Here is a 23,547-nt window from a genome sequence, read left to right as displayed (position 1 = left end):
TGTTGAGATACTTGATCCCCCTGTCCTTTGGACATCCCCCTTTTTAAGGGGGATTTTATGCAGAATCGAACGTATCTGTGATTTTTTAAATTGTCATGTATAAGTCGGTTGTTACATATTTAACCACCGGAGTATTAACCCTTCATACCGTTTCAAGGTTTCATTATCACGTTGTCTGGTACCGAATAATTGCGTATATTGAAATCGTTTATTCAATATACACAAGCAGATGAAGGATATATCTCATGCGTTTTCTCGTGACCGGCGGGGCAGGTTTTATAGGATCGAATATCGTTGAGACGCTTCTCGACGGGAATGCGGAAGTTGTCGTTCTCGATAATCTGTCGACAGGCAAAAAGGAAAATATCGAATCCTTTGAGAACAACCGGAATTTCACCTTTATCGAAGGCACCATAACCGATCAGAAAACGTGTGTCAGAGCGTGTGATGGCGCCGATTATGTGTTCCACGAAGCCGCGTTGTGCAGTGTTCCCCTCTCGATCGAAAAGCCCGAAGATACGTACGAGATAAATATCAAAGGTACCTCGAATGTTTTTCTTGCCGCCCGCGAGGCAGGAGTGAAACGGGTTGTTTGGGCTTCCTCGACCTCGGTGTACGGCAATCCGACAGTCCTTCCGAATGTGGAAACCATGCCTCTGTGCCCGCTGTCGCCATATGCGGCATCGAAAGCCGCCGGTGAGATGCTGGCCAGCGCGTACAGCGAGGTATACGGCATTCCGATAATCAGTCTCCGTTACTTCAATGTTTTCGGGAAACGTCAGGACCCGAATTCGTTTTATGCCGCCGTGGTTCCCCGTTTTATTTCACTGCTCATGAAGGGTAATGCCCCGACTATTTATGGCGATGGTTTGCAGACGAGGGATTTCGTTCATATCGAGAATGTCGTTCAGGCCAATATAAAAGCCGCGACCCAGTCAAAACCGGAAGCGTACGGCCGTGCCTTCAATATCGGCGGGGGAACGAAGATTTCCATCAATGAGCTGTACTCGATGATAGCGGAAGAGCTCGGTTGTGGCATTACACCGCAGTATAGTCCCGGACGGCCCGGTGAAGTCCGTGATTCCTTTGCCGATATCGGTGCGGCGCGCAGTGCTTTCGGGTACGACCCCGCTATCACCGTGAGGGAAGGATTAAAACGGGCACTTGTCTGGTATAAGGAACATCAGGATTGATTTCATGTTCAGGAGTATTCGTTTAGTTCTGTTGATAGTTATCAGCAGTTTTCTTGTTTTTTCCGATTGCGGGAAAAAAAATATACCGGTATTGCGGGTTGTGGATACCGAGAATAATAAACTGATTATTCTTTCCGGAGACAAAACCAAGCTCCATAAATTTTATGATGCGGATTTTGTGATTCTGGGCGGGGGGCTTGGCGGTATTGCCGCGGCGCTGTCCATCTGTTATTCGGGCCGTACAGCGATCCTTGTCGAGGAAACAGACCGAATCGCCGGGTGTTTCGCCTATCAGGATACCGGCTATTTTGCGGATAATGGTTTTATCGAGACCTCCGGATCTTCCAGAACATATCAGAAATTCCGATCAACAATCAAAGAGTGGTATGCGGAAAAGTCCCAGTCCCCTCCGGACCTTTTTCGTGATACATATCCCCTGCTGGGGGAATTCAGGACAAACGGACTCTGTTTTGAAACCGAAGCGGCGCTCGATGCTATCGACCGGATGCTCCAGGAACGGATCGATCACGGTAATCTCACAATAATCAAGCGTCACAAAGTGGCAAAGGTCATACGATTCAAAGACCGTATCACATCGCTTGTCGCAGTGGATCTCGACTCATTGACCGTAACTCAGTTTACGGGGTGGATGTTTGTCGATGCCACGAGAACCGGCGATCTTGTCCCCCTGCTCGGTCTTGATTATTCTTACGGCCGTGAAAGCAGGGCCGAAACTGACGAACCTCATGCAGCCGAAATCCCCGACAGTCTTTCCGCACAGGATGTGTTCTATTACACGAATACCCGGAATTCAAAGTCACACAGGAACGTTTCACGGTGTTCTGTAATCGATCTTCAGCGCAATCCGGGAGCAGCCGATATCATGGTAGCTGTGGTTATCCACAAAGAGCCCCGACGAATCAAGGGTCTCAAGCGTGTTTTCGAACAGGATATTTCCGCTCAGTTTCATGAGGGACCACGCGCCCGTTTTTTCCACGATTCCGTAGGCATCGGATATCAGCCAATACTTATCCCCAATGCGAATTCAGGTTCGGAGCCGCTCATAGTACAGACGAAACCGTTCCAGATCCCGCTCGGGGCACTGGTAACAAAGAGTTGTTCGAATTATCTTGCAGGAGGGGGGAATATAAGCACATCTTATGTTGCCGGTACCGCTTACGGCTCGCCGTCCGTTGAATGGGCTATCGGAGAGGCAGCCGGAGAAGCGGCAGCATACTGCGCAGGCTTGAAAATCAACACCATAACGCTTGCAACTGACCGGAAACACACTCACGGCCTCCAGGAATGGCTCGTGATAAAGCGCGGCGCACCCATTTACTGGTACGATGATGTGGCTCCCGACGACAAGGATTTCAAAGAGGCCCAGTTAAGGCCGTTCAGAGACCCGGACTATGCCCGAACTTCTCAAACTCTCCACTATCACGGCGAATAACGAGTGTATTAGATAATTTCCGGTTTTTAGATTTTCTATCGCACATCAAGGATTACAGATATATGGGAGAGATACGACCGGTTACCCAAGGCGCGCTCATTGTCGGTATCACCTTCACAGATGAGTGTAAAATTGAAAATTCCATGAATAAACTCGTCGAAAAATATGGGCCGGTCGCCTTCATGAGCGATGTGTTCGATTTTACCATGACCGATTACTATACTGCCGAAATGGGAGAAAACCTGAAAAAGCGTTTCTGCTGTTTCGAGCGCCCGATCGGGCTTGAATCCCTCCCGGATATCAAGCTCTTCACCAATGCCATTGAAACGGAGTATGCCCGGAGTGACGGTGAACGTCTCCTGCGTACGGTCAACATCGATCCGGGGTATGTCATCCTGTCGAAACTCGTGCTCGCCACCACCAAAGACTACAGCCACCGTATCTATATAGGGCGTGGAATATATGCCGAGGTTACGCTCCGGTTTTTAAAGGATTCGTTCGCACCGCTCGATCATACATATCCCGACTATCAGACTCCGCTTGCCATAGGATTCTTCAACGAGGTCCGCGATTTTTTAAAAAGGAACAGGTATCGATGGATGACCGGGAACGAATCGAGTATTTGAAAAAGAGTATCCGTGAGCACGATCACCGGTATTATGTGCTGGCGGAACCGGAGATCACGGATAAAGCATACGACATGCTCCTCAAGGAGCTTGAAGAGCTCGAATGTCAGTATCCCGGGCTGAAAACGCCCGACAGCCCGACCATGAGGGTCGGAAGCGATCTCGCGAAAGAGTTCCCCTCCCGCACCCATACATCCCCCATGCTCAGCATCGCCAACACGTACAGCGAGGAAGAGGTCATCGAGTTCGACCGCCGTGTCCGGTCGCTTCTCCCCGGCGAGGAGATCATGTACACGTGCGAGCTCAAGATAGACGGCGTTGCGCTGTCTCTGCACTACGAGGGCGGTGTGCTTCGGACCGGTGTGACCCGCGGCGATGGAGTGACCGGCGAAGACATCACCCCCAATGTGAAAACCATCCGCGCCATTCCGCTGAAAATCCTTGATTTCAGTGAAAACTGTGAGGTCCGCGGCGAAGTCTATCTCGAACGCGAGGCGGTAAATTTCATGAATATCGGCCGTGAGGAAGCAGGCGAAAAACTGTTCGCCAATCCGCGCAACGCCGCTGCCGGCTCGCTCAAACTCCAGGACCCGAGAATAGTCGCCCGTCGCCCGCTCAAGTTTTTTGCATATTGGCTTGCGATACCGGGAGGAAGGCTGGACAGCCAGTGGGAGCGGCTCGATATGCTTTCACGGTTCGGGTTTCCGGTCAACGGGAACCGGAGACGGTGCGCTTCAATCGAGGATATCATGGAATTCGCCGGGGAAATGGAGCGGAAGCGCGACACGCTCCCCTATGACATCGACGGCATCGTGATCAAGGTCGATTCAATCGATCAGTTCGACCGTCTCGGCACGACGGCTAAAAGCCCCCGCGGCGTCGTTGCGTACAAATTTCAGGCCCGCCAGGCGGAGACTGTTCTTGAGGACATTATCGCACAGGTGGGCCGGACCGGGACAGTCACCCCGGTGGCTGTGCTGAGGCCGGTGCTGCTTGCGGGCTCGACCATCAGCCGGGCGACCCTTCATAACGAGCAGGAAATCGCCCGCAAGGATATACGGGTCGGCGATACGGTCATCATCGAGAAGGGCGGCGATGTCATTCCGAAAGTGGTGAGCGTTGTGGCCGAGAAACGTCCCCCCGGTACGAAACCTTATCGTCTGCCGGATGTCTGCCCTGAATGCTCGTCACCGCTTGTGCGCGATGAACGCGAGGTCGCAGTGCGCTGTGTCAACGCATCCTGTCCCGCGATGGTCGAGGGACGAATCCTGCATTTTGCTTCGCGCGAGGCGATGAATATCGAGGGTCTGGGGCCGTCCCTCGTCACACAGCTTGTCCAGAGCGGACTTGCCGGTAATTATGCCGATCTCTACACGCTTACCCGCGAGAAACTCGCCGCGCTCGAACGCATGGGGGACAAAAGCGCCGATAATATCATTGCCGCGCTCGGAGAAAGCAGGAAAAAAGACCTCTGGAACCTTATCTACGGGCTCGGCATACGGCATGTCGGCGCCGGTTCCGCCCGTGTTCTGGCGGAGCAGTTCGGATCGCTCGATGAGCTCATGGCCGCCGACAGGGAAAAGCTCGAATCGGTCGAGGATATCGGACCGGTTGTCGCCGAAAGCATTCGTGCGTTTTTCGACAACGATGAAAACCGGTTGACGGTCGAGCGGCTGAAATCGTACGGACTTCGCATTGAGACCGACCGACGCGAACGTATCGCCGATGATTTTTTCGCCGGTAAAACGTTTGTGCTTACCGGTACGCTCGGTTCGATGTCGCGAAACGAGGCTTCGGATTTAATCCGTGAGCGGGGTGGGAATGTATCGTCCTCGGTTTCGAAAAATACCGATTATGTGTTGTTCGGTTCCGACCCCGGATCGAAATATGACAAGGCAAGAGAGCTCGGTGTTACCCTCCTGGGCGAGGAGGAATTCAGGGTACGTCTCAAGCAGTAAAAGTCGATGATTACCATTCGGCACGTTTTGTGATGTATGAAAATACCCATGAAATTTTTGAACTGATAAAAAGCTGATTCACATCAACCTTTCCATCATTGCCTCATGCATATAACCAGAAGTTATATTTTTTGTTGCCTTTTCTATCCGTTTTTAGTATATAATTTTGTTCATATTTTATCACTTGATGCCATTTAAATAATATCGCGGTACACAATAGGATGCCTTGATGGATACTATGGCGGATCATGATACACCGAACTATGCGGCGGGACAGTGTGTACATGTACCCCTCGTAAGGCGTATAGGGGCATATATTGCCGCCTCGCTGGCAGTGGACAGCCTCGTTTTATATCTGGGATACCCCGTATTGATGCAGGGTAATCACCGTTATTCGGAAACTCTTTATTTTATAGCTCCGATACTGCTTCTGGGCGCCCTGCTCGTGAAATGGCAGAGGGAAATGGCAAGGGGGAAACGGCCATGGTTTGTCGCTGTTAAACCATATATATTCATGGGTATTCTGCTTGTCGTAACCGTTCTCCCGGTTGTATGGACCTTTCTGCATCGGCCAGTCAAACCCCGCGGTTCCCTGTCTTTTATAAAAATCTATGAATTCAGGTGGTTTTTCATGTTGTATCTCTCGCTCTGGTGGTGCGACGGTTTTGATTTAAAAATAAATCAGATAATATCCGGTATACTTTCCTGGAGATTATACGAAGTAATTTACGTATACTTTGGTACTGTAACCATGGCGATGGCAACACGGCCGGATACAATAATGGGTGCCGTACTGGGCATATTTCACCATACTGTCAAGGTATGGCTCGGCATATTGATATTTGATGAAGCGGGAATGGGGGCTGTAGCGATAGTCCTGTATGTAGTGCTTTCACTCGTAATACAATACCTCAACAGAATATTTGCCAAACCGCTCAGGACTGTATGACCGGCCTCTCCGGGGGAAAGGGAGATGGATACCGTGACATCCGGGAGCGGATAGTATACCATATCGTTCGGTATTTGCGGATACCATATCCATTATTACCTTTTCATCTGGGGAGATAGCACCATGAAAACGCTCTGCGGGTTAATTGGAATTTTAGCATGCGCGATGTCAGTTTCATTCACGGGTGTCGTAGCCGCCCAGCAGTCAGCCGGTGCAGCGGCGAAGCTGCCGGTCAGGTATGAGGAGCTGACAGCGCCGGATTTTATAAAGGCTGTTGAAAAATCGGGCATGACCTGTATCATTCCTATCGGCATCCTGGAAAAGCACGGTCCCCATCTGCCACTCGGAACGGACCTGCTTGATTGCAGGGAAGTATCGGTGCGTGCAGCCGAAAAGGAATATACCATTATTTACCCGCAGTATTATTTCGGCCAGATATACGAGGCGAAACATCAGCCCGGAACTATCGCATACAGTCCCCAGCTTGTCTGGAATATGCTGCAGGAAACGTGCGACGAGCTTGCCCGAAACGGGATTAAAAAGATAATCCTCGTGAACGGTCATGGCGGCAACAATTCTTTTCTCCCCTACTTCTGCCAGGCGCAGCTCGCAAGCCGCAAGGATTATGTTGTGGTCTGGTTCCGTCCCGCCGATGATCCCGAAGTGGAGAAAAAAGTGAACGCGCTCCGTAAAACCACAACAGGGGGACATGCCGATGAGAGCGAAACATCGACCATGCTCGTTCACCGGCCTGACCTGGTTCATGTGGACCGCGGCAGAGATCAGTCAGGCGAGGATTTAAACCGTCTCGGCTTGATTCCGTATGCGTACATGGGAATCTGGTGGTATGCGAAGTATCCGAATCATTATGCGGGGGACGGGAGCCACGCCGACCGTGCAATCGGAGAGCTGCTCATCAACAGCGAGGTCGACCAGCTTGTGAAGCTTATCAGGGTGCTCAAAACCGACGACAGCATTCTCAAGCTCCAGAATCAGTTCTTCGACGGTTCCGAACAGCCGCTTAAAACAAAGCAGTGACGGCGTATGGTCAGACGTATGGTTTTTTTTATCAGGTTTTATGGTGTTGACACTATGAATTGCCCGGTTAATATTTTTAACTCTTTTTGAGATTGCATTTCAGCGAGAATAATTGTGTATGAAAAAAATGACTGTACCCGCCATGCTTGTATGGATATCATGTATCACATATAGTCATGCTCAAACCGTGAATACCAGGGATTTTATCGATAAAGCCAGCATTTCCTATAAAACGAGCTTTACCATCGATGCCACGCTTGATATGTGGAACCGGATATTGAACAATCCCTATCTCATCGGCAAGCTGTGGGAGGTGTATGATTTTACACCGCGCTACAAGGTGAGCATGAAGGGCGCCGCTCTCCATGTCATCGATCCCACGGGGATCGAAGGTGACCTTTTCGTCATTCAGTCAGACGAAAACAACAAGGTTTTTTATGCCCGCGGGAAACTGAAAAACTGGGGTATACCCATATCATTGATGGGGAAAGTGCTTTTCCTGTTGAATTATACCGGTAATCAAAACTCCGTTTCGGTAACATTGAATATCTACGGCGAGGGAGGCGATAACATCGTTGCCAGCCTGCTGCTCAAGGCGGTGTCACCAATCCTGAGCCGGTATATCAACCGCAGGGTGACGAGCAACGTTCGTGATCTGAAAATAATAGTTGCCGACATTGTCAATAATCCCGATAAAATCCGTGTATCGCTCAACGGCGATATACTTGAGGATTTCAACCGGTTATACCATTGATACCGGTTATAAGGGAAAATTGATACCATGCACTGACACATCTGACAGAGGAGTGTATATGATGACCGAAATTAAATCCCTGACACGGAGGACGTTTCTCAAAGGCGCCTCCACGGCCGGTATTGCATCCGCAGTTTTGGGCGCCGGTCACAGTACCGGTGCGCAGGCCGCTGAAAAATCCGTGCTCAAATTCGGAGGGTTTACCAAAACATTCCAGAGCCTTGGACTCAATTACGAGGAGACCGCCGAGGCTGCTGCGGAAGTCGGATGGGACGGCATCGAATGCCCTGTCCGCCCGGAAGGACATGTCCTTCCGGAACGGGTTGAGGATGACCTCCCCAGGATGGTCGAGGCGCTCGGAAAAAGGAAACTTGAACTGCTCATCATGGCGACCGCAATCCGTAATCCCGATGAACAGTATACGGAGCGAATTCTCCGGACCGCGAGCAAGCTCGGAATCAGGTACTATCGCTGCGGGTGGTGGCAGTACAGGGACGATGCCGCTATTCAGGATCAGCTCGCGGAAATCAAGCCGCAGCTCCGTGACCTCGCACAGCTCAACAAGGAACTTGGGATGTGCGGCCTCTACCAGAATCATTCGGGCCGGAATATGGTCGGCGCCGCTGTCTGGGATGTGTATGAGATCATCCGGGACCTCGATCCACGGTATCTCGCCTCGCATTTCGATATCGGTCATGCCACGGTGGAGGGCGGATTGTCCTGGCGCACGCAGTACCGGCTTATTCAGTCGCACATCGGAGCGGTGATTGTCAAGGATTTCACCTGGGAATGTACTCCCGGGAAAGGCGGGACAGTCGACTGGTGTCTCCTCGGAAAGGGAATGGTCAGCGCCGAATTTTTCACCATGCTGAAAAAGTCAGGGTATCAGGCTCCCATCACCCAGCATTTTGAGTATCCCATACCGGGTGACTCGAAAGCCGAACAGCTTAAAAACCATATCCGCGACCTGAAGGAAGACAACCGTGTCCTGCGAGCGCTCATGGGGACATGAAATAATTTCTGATAATTCAACGAGTGCATAAAACTTACGAATGAGACGATTGTACACGTTTGAGTGTCATTCCCGTGACAACGGGAATCCATTATCTCATGCGCATGACACAGTGAAGGTAATACTGGATTCTCAATTCACTTCGTTCTTGGGAATGACGATTCTTGTACAATACTGTAGAAGCATGGTGAAAAATACCGTTTTCGGGGATACAGGCTGTCAAGAGTCGGCATAAAGTTCCAATTTACATGCTTTTGACAGCGAACAATTAATACATTTCATTATCGGACGTGTGAAAAAGAGACTTTTTCACCGCCCTCCTCATTGAATAACCCAATGTAATTTAAAATATATGTATGGTTGTTCTGAACGAAAGAGGGGACGCTGCGATGATATTGAGAGTTTTTTATCGGCGTATCGTACGGTTACTGATGACAGCGGGAACCATCGCGATGTATGCCGTTACCACAGGCAAACCGGCTTGTGGACTTGAGACGGCATCGTTTCAATCGGCGAAACCGGTCTGGCCGGAAGGACGTGACCGTGAAAAGAATCTTACAGTCGGCTTCCGCGCCGCATTCCCACAATCAGATGCCAGGAACATCATGCTGCGGGTTGCCGGTTCGACGATTTACCGCATCTATCTGAACGGCAGGTTTGTCGGTCATGGCCCGGCGAGAGGTCCGCATGGTTTTTACCGGGTCGATGAATGGAATCTGAGCGGGCTGGCGACTGCGCCGCAAAACCTGCTCGCTATCGAGGTTGCGGGATACAATGTGAACAGCTACTATCTCCTCGACCAGCCTTCCTTTCTTCAGGCAGAGATAATTGCGGACGGAAAGGTTGTCGCATCCACGGGCGGCGGAGGTACGCCGTTCGATGCCTGCATACCCGGGAGACGGCTGCAGAAGGTTCAGCGGTTCAGTTTTCAGCGCCCTTTTATCGAATATTACCGGCTCGGGGAGGGATATAACCGGTGGCTGACCGATGTTTCGGCGCCTGTGGAGCGAGTGGCATGTGCTGTTCTTCCGGCGAAGAACCTGATTCCGCGGCGGGTTTCGTACCCGCGCTTCCGGCTCCGTCAGCCCTCGCAGTATGTGTCGCAGGGACAGCTCGAACGTGATGTGCCGGTTGAAAAGCTCAGGAAAGACCGGGCGCTGACAGACATCAGCACCAAACTGAAGGGATATGAGGAAAGCGAACTTGAAATTATTCCGTCGATCGAGCTTCAAAAAATTCGCACGGTCTCCATGCGGCAGATAGACGATTCATATAATCCGGATACACCGGTCAGGCTCGGGGATAATTCATGCGCCATTTTCGATTTCGGCACCAACCTTACCGGATTCATCGGGATGCGGATCGGGTGCGCGAAGGCAGCGAAACTGTATGTGACTTTCGACGAGATTCTGTCCGATGGCGATGTCGATTTCAAACGGCTCGGCTGTGTCAATGCAATAGGGTACGAGCTGGAACCGGGACTCTACAGCCTTGAATCCTTTGAACCTTATACGTTCCGTTATCTCAAGCTCAACGTGGTCTCTGGTTCGTGCGAGGCCGGAGGGCTTTACCTGCGCGAGCTCGCCAATCCCGAATCCGACGGCGCTTTTTTTGCCTGCAGCGATCCCCGTCTCAATACAATCTTTGAAGCAGCGCGCGAAACATTCCGCCAGAACGCGGTCGATATATTCATGGACTGTCCCTCGCGTGAGCGGGCGGGCTGGCTCTGCGACAGCTTCTTCACCTCGAGGGTGGCGTTCGATCTGTGCGGCAATGCGACCATCGAAAAGAATTTTTACGAGAATTTCCTTCTCCCGAAGTCCTTCGAGTACATGCCGGACGGGATGCTTCCCATGTGTTACCCGGCCGACCACAACGACGGTGTCTTTATCCCCAACTGGGCGCTGTGGTTTGTCGTCGAACTCGAAGAATATCAGGCCCGCAGCGGCGACCGTGAGCTCGTGGACGCCCTCAAACCGAAAGTGTTGGCGCTTTTCGACTATTTCACACGGTTCAGAAACGGTGACGGTCTGCTCGAGAATCTGGAAAACTGGATATTTGTCGAATGGTCTGCGGCCAATCAATTCGTCCGGGATGTCAACTACCCGTCCAACATGCTCTATGCCGCAGCGCTGTCCGCCGCCGGCAGAATGTACGATATGCCCGGACTTGCCTCTCAGGCTGAGCAGATTCGCGAAGTGATACGGCGTCAGTCGTTCGACGGGCGTTTTTTCGTCGACAACGCTGTGAGAAAGGACGGCAAACTCGCTGTTACCGGTAACCGCACCGAGGTCTGCCAATACTATGCCTTTTTCTTCGATGTCGCCGCTCCCGAAAAGAATGAAGGTCTCTGGCGCATGCTGACCACGGAATTCGGGCCGGATCGCGCAAAAAAAGGTGCATATCCCGATATCCATCCCGCAAACGCTTTCATAGGCAATTACCTCCGTATCGAGCTCTTGAGCCGTTACGGCCTCTGCGGGCAGGAGAAGGACGAACTGGCGGGATACTTCCTCTATATGGCGGAAAAGACCGGGACACTCTGGGAGAATATTGGAACGACTGCAAGCTGCAACCATGGTTTCGCATCGCATGTTTCCCACTGTCTCTACCGTGACATTCTCGGTGTATACCGTATCGATACGCAGAACAAACGCGTGAACCTCCGTTTCTGCGATACAGGACTGGAGTGGTGCGAGGGACGGATGCCTGTTCCCGGTGGCGATGTGAATGTGTCGTGGGCGAAGGAAGGCGAGAGCATCAGGTACAGCATCGATGTTCCTGCCGGATATACCGTTACGGTGGAAAATCTGAGCGGGAAAACGCTCGTCCGGCGGTGATGATCGCCGAATCCGCGCGATTCCGTGAAGAGGAAGAAAGAAGCTGCGCACAGGAGAACCATTCCCATGAACCGACTTTTATGTTATGGCATACTTATACCGGTGGTATTTGCTCTGACCGCTGCCGGGTGCGGAAAATCCGAGAAAAGCTCCCAAAAACCGGCGAAGAAAGAAACCATAACCATTGCGGTCATTCCGAAGGGCACGATCCATGAATTCTGGAAAACCATTCACGCTGGCGCGCTCGATGCAGCCCGTGACACCGGAGTGGAAATAATCTGGAAAGGTCCGCTCAGGGAAGACGACCGTGAGGAGCAGCTCCAGATTGTCGAGACGTTCATTTCATCCGGGGTGAGCGCCATTGTCATCGCTCCCCTCGATGACCGTTCACTCATAAAACCGGTCGCAGAGGCGCAGCGTCTGGGAATCCCGACCATTGTCATCGACTCCGACCTCCAGGGCGATTTTCATGCCGCATTTGTCGCGACCGACAACTACCGCGGCGGTGTGCTTGCCGCCGAACGTGTCGGCGAACTCCTGAACGGCGCCGGAAAAATCATTGTGCTCCGCTACCAGGAGGGAAGCGCTTCCAACACCAACCGTGAAGAGGGATTTCTCGATACCATGCGCTCGAAATTCCCTTCCATCGAGATTCTCTCGGACAACCAGTATGCGGGAGTGACAACTGAATCCGCTTACCGTCTGAGCGAGAACCTTCTCAACCGTTTCAAGGAAGTGGATGCGATATTCGCTCCCAACGAGCCGGTGACATTCGGCTGCCTGCGGGCACTCCAGGCCCGGGGACTCGCTCATACAATCAAACTCGTCGGATTCGATGCATCCGAGAAACTCACCGAAGCGCTCGGAAAAGGCGAGATTGAAGGGCTGGTACTTCAGGATCCGTTTAAAATCGGCTCTGTCGGTGTCAGAACAGCGGTCGCTGTTCTCCGTGGGGAGAAAGTTGAAAAACGCATCGATACGGGCGTTGTTCTTGCCACTCCCGCGAACATGAACGAGCCTGAAATCAACACTCTCCTGCACCCTGTGACGGTACAATGAATGGTTTGAATAAAAAAGGCACAAGGCATAAGGAAAAAAATATGATTGAAGCAAATTACATGGAATACAACAGAGAATGACAATACATAACAAAACTATAATAAAGGAGATACATTCATGAATACGCTTTCACTCGCTTCGGCGGCTCTCGACCGGGGCAAAGGAATCGTGCGGCTCGCCCCGACCTGGGTACCCCGTTCTTTCTGCATCCCGGGACGAAGAATAAAACTGCACCCCGATGATTACTACGCTTTCGGCGGAGAACGGGGGGGAATCGACGAACGATGGTTTTCCTCGACTACGCCTGCCGACAACGGCCCGCTGACAAGCCCGAACGAAGGCCTGAGCTCTATCGTTTTCGAGGACGGCCCGCGTATCGAAAAAGTGCTGTTCCGTGATGCGGTCGACGGGCTGAAAGGTTCTCTTCTTGGTGACCGTATCTGGAAAAAGCACGGATGCTGGCCCATGTATTCGAAATTTTTCGACAATAAAAAGGCGCTTCCCCATCACATCCATCACCGTGACGAACACGCGGCCCTGACAAACCAGATGGGCAAACCGGAAGCGTATTATTTTCCCCCGCAGGTCAATAATCACAGCGGCGATTTCCCGTATACCTTTTTCGGGCTCGAACCCGGCACGACTAGGGAACAGGTCCGGCAGTGCCTCATGGACTTCACCAAGGGCGACAACCGGATTACCAGCCTCTCACGGGCATATGTCCTCGAGGTCGGCACCGGCTGGGATGTTCCGCCGGGAGTTCTTCATGCTCCGGGGAGCCTCTGCACGTACGAGCCGCAGAAGGCATCGGATGTTTTTTCCATGTACCAGTCCCTCACCGGTGACCAGGTGGTCTCCGAGGAGCTTCTCTGGAAAGACACGCCTTCCGATAAAAAAGGCGACATCGACTTTCTGCTCGATATCGTCGACTGGGACCTGAACCTCGATCCCAATTTTAAGGAGCACCGTTTCATGCGCCCGCTTCCGGCGCGGCCGATGGAGGAAATGGAGGCCCAGGGATACCGTGAAATGTGGATTTCTTACCGGTCGGACGCATTCAGTGCACGGGAACTGACTGTCCTTCCGGGGCGAACAGTGACGATCAAAGACAGCGCGGCGTATGGCCTGATAATGATGCAGGGGCATGGAACGATGGGTGTATGGGACATCGAAACACCCGCATTGATACGGTTCGGTCAGCTGACTCACGACGAATACTTCGTGTGTGAGGAGGCGGCCCGCGAAGGGGTAACTATTACCAATCCGTCCGCCACCGACCCCATAGTGATGCTCAAGCATTTCGGGCCCGGAAATCCGGATCTTCGCATGTAACGGGACAAACATCGGAACCAGAGAAAAAAATAAACCGGCTCCATGATTGTTTAAAAAAGCAGGAAAAGGAGTGGTTGTCATGGCTGGAACACAATCGAGAAGGGGATTCATGAAGGCTTCTGCCCTCACGGTTTCTGCGGGGTCATTGCTCGCCGCTGCACCGTGTCATGGCGCTCCCGAGGAGAAAAGCGCGGGTGAACCGCTGCATCTCGGCCTCGTTACCTATAATCTGGCGAAATCGTGGGATATCGATACGATCATCAAAAACTGCACGGAGACAAAATTCGAAGCGGTCGAGCTCCGTACCACCCATGCACACAAGGTCGAGGTCGATCTGACCGCGGCGCAGCGCAGGGAAGTACGAAAGAAATTCGAGGATTCGCCGGTTGTTCTCGCGAGCCTCGGAAGCGCTTTCGAGTTCGATTCACCCGACCCGGATGTGCTGAAAAAGAATATCGACGGTACGAAAGAGTATATCTTGCTCGCCCAAGATGTCGCCGCCGCCGGGGTCAAGGTGCGGCCCAACAACCTCCATGTCGGTGAGGGTATCCCCGAAGAAAAAACGCTCGAACAGATCGGGAAGTCGTTCCGCGAGGTGAGCGAATTCGCCGGAAACCACGGCGTCGAAATCCGTGTCGAGGTTCATGGAACCGAAACAAGCCGTGTGCCGAGAATCAGAAAGATGCTCAATTATGCGGACAGCGGCAACTGCTTTATCTGCTGGAACTCGAACCAGTCCGACCTGCTCGACGGCGGCCTGGAAGACAACTTCAACCTCCTCAGGGATAAGATACATTTCGTCCACATGCGCGACCTCTTTCTGGAAGAATATCCCTTCCGGAAACTATTCACGCTCCTGCGGGGAAACGGTTACCGGGGATACTGCTGTGCGGAAATACCGGAAAGCACCGACCCGATCCGTGTCATGCACTACTACCGGGCGCTGTTTCTTGCGTATCAGGATGTTCTGTAATGAAAATCTTCATATAACCACGAAGACACGAAGACACGAAGACACGATAGATGAGAAAAGATTAATTCATGGTGCATCATTATAAAGGTTTTTACCCCTTTTAAACGCAACCTAGTATTATCAATTCTTCGTGCCTTTGTGCCTTTGTGGTTATTGCTCCGGCGAATAAATAATGATACTCATATCAGGAATAGATACCGAAACAAGTTCGGCATGACGTCATCCAATGTCACTGTTTAATTACCAAAGCAATAATTCCGAACCGTTCCCCGCATCATGAACCATCTTGGCTGAGGAAGCTCAGCGCCGCGGAAGCAAGCACGCTCACACCCACCGCTATCGACCGCTCGTCCACATCGAAGCGATCGTTATGGAGCGGGAACCGTATACCTTTCTCGTCGTTCGCAACTCCGAGTTTCAGGTAGTGACCCGGTACCCTGTCGGTGAAGTGAGAGAAGTCTTCCGCCGTCATGGGACATTTCTTCTGGACGATGACGTTCTCCGGGCCGAGAACGGACGCTGCGGCATCGGAAATTATGGTGTCGAGGTACTGATCGTTCACAACGGGAGGGTAGAAATCGTCAATGATGAGCTCGCCTTTTAGGTCGAGTATACGGGCGATGCCGTCCACGGCGTCCTTCATGAGGCCGTTGATGTACTCCATCGATTCCTTCGAGAGTGTCCTGACCGTTCCGGTAAGACTGATTTTCCCGCCGATGACGGACTGGATGTTTCCGCCCTCGATATTGTTGATTATGAGGGCATACGATTCGGCAGGGTCTGTCCGCCGTGAGGTTATGTGGTAGAAATCGTTGATTACATACGCCGCGCCGAGCATGGTGTCCCTTCCCTTCTGCGGCGTAGCGCCATGAGCCTGCTGACCGTTCAGAACGACCTGGAATGCTTCGGCGGCGGCCATCGCGGGACCCGGTCCAACGCCGACCTGCCCGGCATCGAGATCGGGCCAGCAGTGAAGGGACAGAATCGCATCCATGCGGGGAGATTCGAGCACGCCGTCATCGATCATCTTCAGCGATCCGCAGCGCTGTTTGTACGGATTCTCCTCGGAGGGCTGGAAAATGAATTTAACCGTTCCCCTGAACCTGTCTTTCATGCGTGCGAGAATGCGCGCAACGCCGATAACCACCGTGGTGTGGACATCGTGTCCGCACGCATGCATCGCGCCGTCGTTCTGGGAACGATAGGGAACATCGCTCTTTTCCTGTGTAGGGAGAGCGTCCATATCGCACCGTATACCGAGCACCTTCCCTTCCCCGAGGCCGCCTTTGAGGAGTCCCACAACGCCTGTTTTACCGACTCCGGTCTGTACGTCGATGCCGAGGTTCCTCAGGTTGTCTGCGGCTATCTTCGCTGTCCGAACCTCCGTGAACCTGACTTCGGGATGAGCATGGATGTCGCGTCTGATGGCGATGAGATCATCGAGCATACGTTCGGCCTGTTCGCGTATCTGCCGGAATGATCCCGCAAGCTGATCGTCGATTGGTTTATTCATGATAGATACTCCCGGTTGTGGTGACGGCTCGAAGCCGAGATGCTATTATTTAACGAGCGTCCGGAGCGCCTTGAGAATGTAATGGACTTCCTCGACCGTGTTGTAGTGCACGAAGCTCGCTCTCACGGGGTAATGAAGATTGAAGAAATCCTCGGATTTCGACCAGTACAGGATCGACCGGATGGCGATATTGTAATCATCGACAAGACGGCGCTCGACCGCGCTGCCTTCCAATCCCTCGATACTGAACGCAAACGTGGGGTCGCGTTCATCGAGCCTGTTTACATCACCGAGGCCGTAAAAACTGACTCCGGGAATATCCGGAAGCCCCGGAACATCGTCGAATCCGGTCAGTACAGCCCGTGAAATCTCTTTCTCGTACGAGTCGATGGCATCCATCCCCATCATGACCGACCGCACCCGCCCGGAATATCCGGCAAACTTGCCGGTATAGCGATCCTTGACTCGGTCGCCGAGCCATGCGAAGTAATCGACGACCGCTGTGATTGCCGCCAGCTTGCCGTGGTCAGGAGTGCCCCAGCTCCACTTGCCGCGTGGATGGCCGTGGTCTTTTCCCGAGGAATAGGGGCGCATGGATTCGAGGTGTTCCTGTTTGCCGAACATGAAGCCCGAATATTTGGGCGCAAAGCTTTTGTATGCCGTAATGACGAGGAAATCGCACCCGATATCGCGGACATTCATGTGCCCGTGTGCCGCATGATGGACACCGTCGATGACATAGTATGCGCCGGCATCACGGGCGATAGTCCCGATTTCTTTGAGCGGGCTTTTCGATCCGAGAAGGTTGGAGGCGGCGGACACGGTGATCACTTTTGTATTCTCGTCCACAAGACTCCGCAGATGATCCATGTCAAGAGTACCGTCCTCATGAAGGTGAGCGAAGCGGACTTCCTTGATTTTTCCGCGCTCGACAAGCTCCAGCCATGGATTGACGTTGGCGAGGTGTTCGTAGTAGGTGGTGACCACGTTATGCCGCTTCTCGCACTCGTTTCCGAGGGCATAGCTGATCTGAAAGAGCAGGCTTGTTGCCGTCTGACCCATGACTATGGTATCGGGGGAACCGGCGTTGAAGAGGTCGGAAACAGCCTTGTATCCTTCGGACTGGATTTCATCCACTTTTCTGCATTCGGGGAACGCGGGCCCGAAGCTGCTGCTGAATTCAAGCGAAGCATGATACTGGGCATCCGCGGCGCGTTTGAGAATCAGGGTACCGGGGCCGTTATCGACAAAGACCCGTTTTTTCCCCCACGGGTCGGTATGTGCATAAGGAAACTCCTGTTCGATTTCCTTCAAAAGTTCAGGGTCAAAAACCATTAGCGTGCTTCTCCTTCTGAGTGTGGATGCATTACTGTGATAATTTCTTTTCTGTTTGAATTGTCCGGTAAAAACAATCTTGTTTGCTTTCGGGTATGGTATCCTTTTCAGGGATGCCCAATGTGCTCAATATACATTATACTGTGCTTCGTATCAAAATGAAATCCGGTGCCAATATGGGTGAAACACAGTACGGATGACAGTGACCCGTATAACCCGGAAATAATTCTTCGGTCATGTTTTTTTTCTGGTATTCTTGAATATTTTTAGATACCATATAAAACTTACCCATGGTGCGAATCCTGTGCCATGTGTACGGCGATAAAACCGCAAGCAAGCCGACATTAAATAATTTCTTAAACCACAGAATCAGAGACTGAAGGAGTCGCCATGCCCAGACGCAACGATTTGAAAAAAATTCTGATTATCGGTTCCGGCCCCATTATCATCGGCCAGGCATGTGAGTTTGATTATTCCGGCACACAGGCATGCAAGGCGCTGCGGGAGGAAGGATACTCGATCGTCCTGGTCAATTCGAATCCCGCCACGATTATGACCGATCCCGGGATGGCCGACAGAACCTATATCGAGCCCCTGACTGTCGAAAGCCTTGAAAGGATCATCGAAAAGGAACGTCCGGACGGACTCCTGCCGAACCTCGGCGGTCAGACGGGATTGAATCTTGCGTCGAGCCTCTTTAAAGCTGGTATCCTTGACCGTTACGGAGTGGAGGTTATCGGTGTAAAAGCCGATGCCATCGAGCGAGGAGAGGACCGCATCGCCTTCAAGGAAACCATGCACAGACTTGGAATTCCCGTTCCCCGATCTGATCCGAGCCATTCCGTGGAAGAAGCGGAGAAAATTGCCGAGATGCTCGGCTATCCGGTCGTGTTGCGGCCCGCTTATACGCTCGGAGGCACGGGCGGCGGAATTGTATACAATGTGGAGGAACTTCGTACGGTCGTTACGCGCGGTCTCAATGCCAGTCTCGTGCACCAGGTTCTTGTCGAGGAATCCGTGCTCGGATGGGAGGAGCTGGAGCTCGAGGTCGTCCGCGATGTCAAAAACCAGAAGATCACCGTATGTTTTATCGAAAATATCGATGCCATGGGAGTTCACACCGGAGACAGCTTCTGTGTCGCGCCCATGCTCACCGTACCGGAGAAGCTGCAGAAACGGATGCAGGAGCTTTCCTACCGGATCGTCGATGCCATCGGCGTCGTGGGTGGGACGAACATCCAGTTTGCCCATAACCTCGAAGACGACAGGCTCGTGGTCATCGAGATCAATCCACGGACTTCACGGTCTTCCGCGCTTGCATCCAAAGCGACCGGCTTCCCGATTGCCCGCATATCGACAAAGCTTGCAGCGGGACTGACCATGGACGAGATTCCGTACTGGAAAGAGGGAACCCTCGAAAAGTATGAACCGAGCGGTGATTACGTCGTTGTCAAGTTCGCGCGGTGGGCTTTCGAAAAGTTTCCCAAGGCGAAGGACATGCTCGGAACCCAGATGAAAGCGGTCGGCGAGGTCATGAGTATCGGTAAAACCTTCAAGGAAGGATTCCAGAAATCGATCCGTTCACTGGAAATCGGCAGATATGGTCTCGGCGGGGCAAAGAATTTCAAGAGCCTTTCCCTCCAGGAGTTGAAAGAAAAACTCGTCAACCCAACGAGCGAGCGGGTGTTTCTCATGTATGAAGCGCTCCGCAAGGGTATGAGCGTCGAGGAACTCTATGCGTTGACGTATATCGGTCGCTGGTTCATTTCGGAGATGAAAGAGCTTGTCGAGTTCGAGGAGAAACTGCTGAAGTATTCATGGGAAAACCTTCCGGATGATGTACTCAGAGAAGCGAAGGAACTGAGCTTTGCCGACCGGTATCTCGCCCGGCTGTTTAACATCCCGGAGAAGACGGTGCGTGAAAAGAGGATCGCGCTCGGGAAAATCGCCCGTTATAAAGTCGTTCCCGTGAGCGGTGTCGAGAATGCGGCATATTACTACTCGACCTATAACGACGATGTCGATTCGGTTCCGGTGTCCAAGAACCGTAAGGTCATGATTCTGGGTGGCGGACCCAACAGGATAGGACAGGGAATAGAGTTCGATTATACCTGTGTTCATGCGGCGTTTGCTCTCCGCAACGAGGGATTCGAATCGATCATGGTCAATTGTAACCCGGAGACCGTTTCCACGGACTACGATACATCGAACAAGCTCTATTTCGAGCCGCTGACTGTCGAGGATGTTCTCGCCATTTACGAGAAGGAAAAACCTGAAGGCGTCATAGTCCAGTTCGGCGGCCAGACCCCGCTCAATATCGCCCAGGAGCTGAAGGATAACGGTGTCAGGATTCTCGGTACATCGCCCGAGAGCATCCGCATGGCCGAGGACAGGGAGTATTTCAGGGAACACATGATTACCCTCGGTGTTCTCCAGCCGGAAAGCGGGACGGCGCGGTCGCTCGAGGAAGCGCTCGTTCTTGCCGAGAAGATCGGCTATCCGCTCATGGTCCGCCCCTCGTTTGTGCTCGGCGGACGCGGCATGGAGGTAATCTACGATGAAACCATGCTGCGGAAGTATGTCCAGGAGGCCATCGAGATAACCCCCGAATACCCCATGCTCGTCGATCGGTTTCTCGAGGATGCAATCGAAGTCGAGGTCGATGCGCTTGCCGATGGCGAGGAAGTGTTCATACCCGCCGTTATGGAACATATCGAGCTTGCGGGGATACATTCCGGCGATTCGGCCTGCGCCATTCCATCGAGAACCATCAGTAAAAAGAATCTCGATACCATCGAGCAGTATACCGCTCTTATCGCCCGTGACCTCAATGTAGTCGGCATCATGAATATCCAGTATGCGATCTGCGAAGACAAGGTCTATATCCTGGAAGCCAACCCGCGGGCTTCACGGACTGTTCCTGTGGTGTCAAAGATAACGGGTATCACCCTTGCACACCGTGCGACCCAGATCATGCTCGGGAAGAAAATCAGGGACTTTCCCGACCTCAAAAAAGGGAAAATCCCCTATTTCGGCGTCAAGGAAGCGGTTTTCCCCTTCAACATGTTTCCCGAGGTCGATCCTCTGCTCGGTCCCGAAATGCGCGCGACAGGCGAGGTCATGGGCATCGCCGATTCGTTCGGCCTCGCTTTCTACAAAGCCGAGGAAGCAGCGGGCGCGCGGCTCCCGCTCGAGGGAAATGTGCTCATGACAGTCGCGGACAAGGATAAAAAGGCGCTCCTTCCCGTTGCCCGCCAGCTTGCTGAGATGGGCTTTACGATCTATGCGACGGAAAACACGAGCACCTATCTCAATGATAACTGTGTTCCCAACACAAGGATAAAGAAACTGCACGAGGGACGGCCCAATATCATGGATGCGATAAAAAACAACGACATCCATCTCATTATCAATACGCCCCTCGGCCGTTACAGTAAAGACGACGACAGTTTTATCCGGATGATGGCGATCCAGCAGAAACTGCCGTATGTGACTACCATCGCGGCAGCCCAGGCCAGCGTTAAAGGTATAGAGGCCATGAAGAAAGAAAAAACCGCTCCGAAACCGCTGCAGGATTATTACCTGAAGTAGTATGCAGGAACGGTGAAGTTTTTTTGGATGTAGATATCGTAGTAGGGGCAATTCACGAATTGCCCCTACTTCACGAGCGTCATCTTCCTTGTCCCGCTCAACCCGTTTGCCCGTATCATACAGATATACATTCCGCTCGGGAGCTGTCCGGCATCCCACCGTACCGTATGATTCCCCGCCTGTTCGATTCCTTCGCTGAGCACGGCGATTTTCTGGCCGAGCGTATTGAACACGGCAACCTCGATCCGTGATTTCCTCATCAGGGTGTAGGAAATGGTCGTCGAAGCGTTGAATGGATTGGGATAATTGCCCGTGAGTGTAAAGTCACGTGTCCGGGCGATATGTTCAGCAACAGCGGTTGGCTGACGTTCCTGGTAGAGCTTCCAGCTTCTTCCGGGTTTGTCGACCCTGAATGTCTCGATGGTGCGGCGGTCCGCCATGGTTACATAGCAGGTGCAGCCGTCCGGCCCCCCGAACGCGATATTGGAAGGACTTTTCCCCCTGAGCTTTATTTCGAGAAGCACTGTGCCATCGGGGGATACCTTTACCACAGTGCCCGTGCTGGTGCGGGTGATATAGAGATTGCCGTCCACATCGCACCGCATGCCGTCCATGCCGTAATCGGGAAATCCGATGAGCAGCCGTTTGTTCCCGATATCGCCGTTCGATGAAAGAGCGTACGCCCACACATTCCGCTGCCGGGATTCGTTGACATAGAGAATACGCTCGTCGGGGCTCACCTCGATACCGTTCGTCGTGCCCATGCCCGATTCGAGCAGGGTGACCGCACCGTCGGTATCGATGCGCCAGATGTTACCGGTCGAATTATTCCAGTCGGGGTCGCTCGCATAGAGGATGTCATTTGCCCCTATGGCGAGGTCGTTCGGCTGGTTCATGGATGGCTCGTGAGCATAAACGCTGACCTCACGGGTCTGCATGTCGATTTTAAGGACATTGTGGCCGGTGTAGTCGGCAATGAGCATGTGCCCCTGCGAGTCGAACCGGATGCCGTTGCCCGCGCTTCCGTCGGGGAGGGTTGCAAACAGGCTGCTTACGCCATCGGGAGTCACCATACCGATAGTTTCTTTCGCGCCGTAACTGACCGCATAGAGAATACCGTTGATGTCGCAGGCGGGACCCTCGATTCCGGAGGTAAACAGGCTTTCCTTGAGGAGGTCGGTGCTGATGTACAGTTCTTCATCAGCCGCTGAAGGTTTGAGGAGTTCCGCGTCCGAAACAGACGCCCGAAGCCCTGCGGCAGCCGCACATGAATAGAGAACACCATTTTTCATGGTGCGGAGAAACAGTCGCCGCGACAGAGGTTCAGTGTTTATAAGCACTTCCAATGACATCAAGTATCCTTTCAGGTATGGTTTCCACTATGTTTCCAATATAGCACCGGTATATTCCGATACAAAGTCTTTGTTGAACATGATATCCCGATTTCGACCGCTTAAAACTGCGGAAATGACCGGCATACATATAAAAGAATCATATTTTCCCTTGTTTTCGCCGATTCGCGTAAGCTTATTATAAAGATACGTAAAACCGGATTTTGAAACAATCAGCCAATTACACCACACAGCAATAAGGAGGGGGGGTTCCATGGAAAGATCGGGATCAGACCGCCGGGAATTCATGACCAGAGCCGGTTCCGCGGGAGCAGCGCTCGCGGCGCTCGGAGCTTCGAAGGTTCACGCCGCCGAGAAACCGAAAGAGTCCGGCGGATTGTTCAGGGTGGGATGCCTCAATGTGTACTCTTACTCGCATCTTATCGGTCTCTGGGGGCCGCTCATCAACGCCCGCAAGGGCGAAAAGGATACACCGTTCACCAATATGCGTATTACCCACTGCTGGGACATCGAACCCGACAGGGCAGAGGAGTTTGCAAAACTATACGGATGCGAGACGGTCAAGAACT

Annotated in this window: 17 protein-coding genes and 1 pseudogene; 14 read left to right on the top strand and 4 right to left on the bottom strand. The window is 52.5% G+C overall.

The genetic code is table 11. The features are described from left to right. Positions 1 to 245: 245 nt before the first annotated feature. The 12 genes from LLG96_10205 (at position 246) to LLG96_10150 (ending at position 15,187) form a co-directional block, all read left to right on the top strand. Positions 246 to 1,193, top strand: a complete 948-nt coding sequence (locus tag LLG96_10205; protein MCE5250576.1) for an SDR family oxidoreductase — start codon at positions 246 to 248, stop codon at positions 1,191 to 1,193. Positions 1,194 to 1,197: 4 nt separating this feature from the next. Continuing rightward, the gene (locus LLG96_10200; protein MCE5250575.1) at positions 1,198 to 2,646 is read left to right on the top strand and encodes an FAD-dependent oxidoreductase; all 1,449 of its coding nucleotides are present in this window, start codon (positions 1,198 to 1,200) and stop codon (positions 2,644 to 2,646) included. A 62-nt stretch (positions 2,647 to 2,708) separates the two neighbouring features. Then, positions 2,709 to 3,272 carry a DUF4416 family protein gene (locus tag LLG96_10195; GenBank protein MCE5250574.1) on the top strand — a complete coding sequence of 188 codons (564 nt, stop codon included), beginning with the start codon at positions 2,709 to 2,711 and terminating at the stop codon, positions 3,270 to 3,272. After that, positions 3,242 to 5,230 (top strand): NAD-dependent DNA ligase LigA, encoded by a 1,989-nt coding sequence (ligA, locus tag LLG96_10190; GenBank protein ID MCE5250573.1) that lies wholly within the window; start codon positions 3,242 to 3,244, stop codon positions 5,228 to 5,230. Before LLG96_10195 ends, ligA begins: the two co-directional genes overlap by 31 nt. A 229-nt stretch (positions 5,231 to 5,459) precedes the next feature. Beyond that, positions 5,460 to 6,179, top strand: coding sequence for a hypothetical protein (locus LLG96_10185; GenBank protein ID MCE5250572.1), 720 nt, complete (start codon positions 5,460 to 5,462; stop codon positions 6,177 to 6,179). A gap of 123 nt (positions 6,180 to 6,302) precedes the next feature. Continuing rightward, the gene (locus tag LLG96_10180) at positions 6,303 to 7,217 is read left to right on the top strand and encodes a creatininase family protein (GenBank protein ID MCE5250571.1); all 915 of its coding nucleotides are present in this window, start codon (positions 6,303 to 6,305) and stop codon (positions 7,215 to 7,217) included. 118 nt (positions 7,218 to 7,335) lie between these two features. Continuing rightward, complete coding sequence (locus tag LLG96_10175; protein MCE5250570.1) at positions 7,336 to 7,971, top strand: hypothetical protein; 636 nt, start codon at positions 7,336 to 7,338, stop codon at positions 7,969 to 7,971. A gap of 58 nt (positions 7,972 to 8,029) precedes the next feature. Then, positions 8,030 to 8,983, top strand: a complete 954-nt coding sequence (locus tag LLG96_10170) for a TIM barrel protein (protein ID MCE5250569.1) — start codon at positions 8,030 to 8,032, stop codon at positions 8,981 to 8,983. Positions 8,984 to 9,372: 389 nt separating this feature from the next. Beyond that, positions 9,373 to 11,823, top strand: a complete 2,451-nt coding sequence (locus tag LLG96_10165; protein MCE5250568.1) for a hypothetical protein — start codon at positions 9,373 to 9,375, stop codon at positions 11,821 to 11,823. Between the two features lie 66 nt (positions 11,824 to 11,889). Continuing rightward, entirely contained in the window at positions 11,890 to 12,882 is a 993-nt protein-coding gene (locus LLG96_10160) for a substrate-binding domain-containing protein (protein MCE5250567.1), read from the top strand. 117 nt (positions 12,883 to 12,999) lie between these two features. Then, positions 13,000 to 14,214, top strand: coding sequence for a hypothetical protein (locus tag LLG96_10155; protein ID MCE5250566.1), 1,215 nt, complete (start codon positions 13,000 to 13,002; stop codon positions 14,212 to 14,214). A gap of 79 nt (positions 14,215 to 14,293) precedes the next feature. After that, positions 14,294 to 15,187 (top strand): sugar phosphate isomerase/epimerase, encoded by an 894-nt coding sequence (locus tag LLG96_10150; protein ID MCE5250565.1) that lies wholly within the window; start codon positions 14,294 to 14,296, stop codon positions 15,185 to 15,187. 274 nt (positions 15,188 to 15,461) lie between these two features. On the opposite strand, the gene LLG96_10145 is transcribed toward LLG96_10150, so the two are convergent. Further along, positions 15,462 to 16,700, bottom strand: coding sequence for a M20 family metallopeptidase (locus LLG96_10145; GenBank protein ID MCE5250564.1), 1,239 nt, complete (start codon positions 16,698 to 16,700; stop codon positions 15,462 to 15,464). 45 nt (positions 16,701 to 16,745) lie between these two features. Continuing rightward, positions 16,746 to 18,035: an aminotransferase class V-fold PLP-dependent enzyme gene (locus tag LLG96_10140; GenBank protein MCE5250563.1), complete on the bottom strand. Its 1,290-nt coding sequence runs from the start codon at positions 18,033 to 18,035 to the stop codon at positions 16,746 to 16,748. Between the two features lie 390 nt (positions 18,036 to 18,425). On the opposite strand from LLG96_10140, the gene carB reads away from it, so the two are divergent. Continuing rightward, complete coding sequence (gene carB, locus LLG96_10135) at positions 18,426 to 21,626, top strand: carbamoyl-phosphate synthase large subunit (GenBank protein MCE5250562.1); 3,201 nt, start codon at positions 18,426 to 18,428, stop codon at positions 21,624 to 21,626. 65 nt (positions 21,627 to 21,691) lie between these two features. Here carB and LLG96_10130 read toward each other — a convergent pair whose 3' ends face one another. Beyond that, the gene (locus LLG96_10130) at positions 21,692 to 21,967 is read right to left on the bottom strand and encodes a T9SS type A sorting domain-containing protein (GenBank protein ID MCE5250561.1); all 276 of its coding nucleotides are present in this window, start codon (positions 21,965 to 21,967) and stop codon (positions 21,692 to 21,694) included. 33 nt (positions 21,968 to 22,000) lie between these two features. Then, positions 22,001 to 22,819 (bottom strand): annotated as a pseudogene (locus LLG96_10125) (SMP-30/gluconolactonase/LRE family protein). Positions 22,820 to 23,231: 412 nt separating this feature from the next. Between LLG96_10125 and LLG96_10120 the strand changes: the two are divergent. After that, the coding region (locus tag LLG96_10120) for a twin-arginine translocation signal domain-containing protein (protein ID MCE5250560.1) at positions 23,232 to 23,547 on the top strand (316 nt) is incomplete at its 3' end.

This window comes from bacterium (genome assembly GCA_021372535.1).
Taxonomy (GTDB): domain Bacteria; phylum Latescibacterota; class Latescibacteria; order Latescibacterales; family Latescibacteraceae; genus JAFGMP01.
The sequence above is the reverse complement of the archived record's forward strand: the minus strand, read 5'-3'. Positions and strand labels throughout refer to the sequence as shown.

Bases quoted from the DNA above. Each gene is read 5' to 3' on its own strand.
- LLG96_10205 (MCE5250576.1), top strand. From the start codon at position 246: ATGCGTTTTCTCGTGACCGGCGGGGCAGGTTTTATAGGATCGAATATC.
- LLG96_10200 (MCE5250575.1), top strand. From the start codon at position 1,198: ATGTTCAGGAGTATTCGTTTAGTTCTGTTGATAGTTATCAGCAGTTTT.
- LLG96_10195 (MCE5250574.1), top strand. From the start codon at position 2,709: ATGGGAGAGATACGACCGGTTACCCAAGGCGCGCTCATTGTCGGTATC.
- ligA (MCE5250573.1), top strand. From the start codon at position 3,242: ATGGATGACCGGGAACGAATCGAGTATTTGAAAAAGAGTATCCGTGAG.
- LLG96_10185 (MCE5250572.1), top strand. From the start codon at position 5,460: ATGGATACTATGGCGGATCATGATACACCGAACTATGCGGCGGGACAG.
- LLG96_10180 (MCE5250571.1), top strand. From the start codon at position 6,303: ATGAAAACGCTCTGCGGGTTAATTGGAATTTTAGCATGCGCGATGTCA.
- LLG96_10175 (MCE5250570.1), top strand. From the start codon at position 7,336: ATGAAAAAAATGACTGTACCCGCCATGCTTGTATGGATATCATGTATC.
- LLG96_10170 (MCE5250569.1), top strand. From the start codon at position 8,030: ATGATGACCGAAATTAAATCCCTGACACGGAGGACGTTTCTCAAAGGC.
- LLG96_10165 (MCE5250568.1), top strand. From the start codon at position 9,373: ATGATATTGAGAGTTTTTTATCGGCGTATCGTACGGTTACTGATGACA.
- LLG96_10160 (MCE5250567.1), top strand. From the start codon at position 11,890: ATGAACCGACTTTTATGTTATGGCATACTTATACCGGTGGTATTTGCT.
- LLG96_10155 (MCE5250566.1), top strand. From the start codon at position 13,000: ATGAATACGCTTTCACTCGCTTCGGCGGCTCTCGACCGGGGCAAAGGA.
- LLG96_10150 (MCE5250565.1), top strand. From the start codon at position 14,294: ATGGCTGGAACACAATCGAGAAGGGGATTCATGAAGGCTTCTGCCCTC.
- LLG96_10145 (MCE5250564.1), bottom strand. From the start codon at position 16,700: ATGAATAAACCAATCGACGATCAGCTTGCGGGATCATTCCGGCAGATA.
- LLG96_10140 (MCE5250563.1), bottom strand. From the start codon at position 18,035: ATGGTTTTTGACCCTGAACTTTTGAAGGAAATCGAACAGGAGTTTCCT.
- carB (MCE5250562.1), top strand. From the start codon at position 18,426: ATGCCCAGACGCAACGATTTGAAAAAAATTCTGATTATCGGTTCCGGC.